Below are 260 nucleotides of genomic sequence, written 5' to 3'. Positions count from 1 at the left end.
GCCGTATTCGGCGAGCACGCGGCCGTCGTCGGTGGCCGTGACGTTGCGCGTGTCGCGGATGAACAGCGGCTTGCCGAGCGCATCCTCCAGCGCCTTGATCTGCATGCTCACCGCCGACGGCGACCGGTGCACGGCCTGCGCGCCCTGCGCGAACGATCCGGATTCCGCGACGGCCACCACCATCGCGAGCACATCGAGGTCGAGCTTTTTCATATCGATTCAGAAAAACTGATTAATCGATTCAGTTTATCCCGTTTTAC

1 protein-coding gene is annotated in these 260 nt (G+C 61.5%); it reads right to left on the bottom strand.

Going from position 1 to position 260, the window contains the following annotated elements:
• A partial coding sequence (locus tag SB751_RS32200; RefSeq protein WP_410749286.1) for a LysR family transcriptional regulator occupies nt 1-213 on the bottom strand: 213 nt, incomplete at its 3' end.
• Nucleotides 214-260 lie beyond the last annotated feature (47 nt).

Source organism: Cupriavidus sp. SIMBA_020 (genome assembly GCF_046535395.1).
GTDB classification, from domain to species: Bacteria; Pseudomonadota; Gammaproteobacteria; order Burkholderiales; family Burkholderiaceae; genus Cupriavidus; species Cupriavidus campinensis.
The sequence above is the reverse complement of the archived record's forward strand: the minus strand, read 5'-3'. Positions and strand labels throughout refer to the sequence as shown.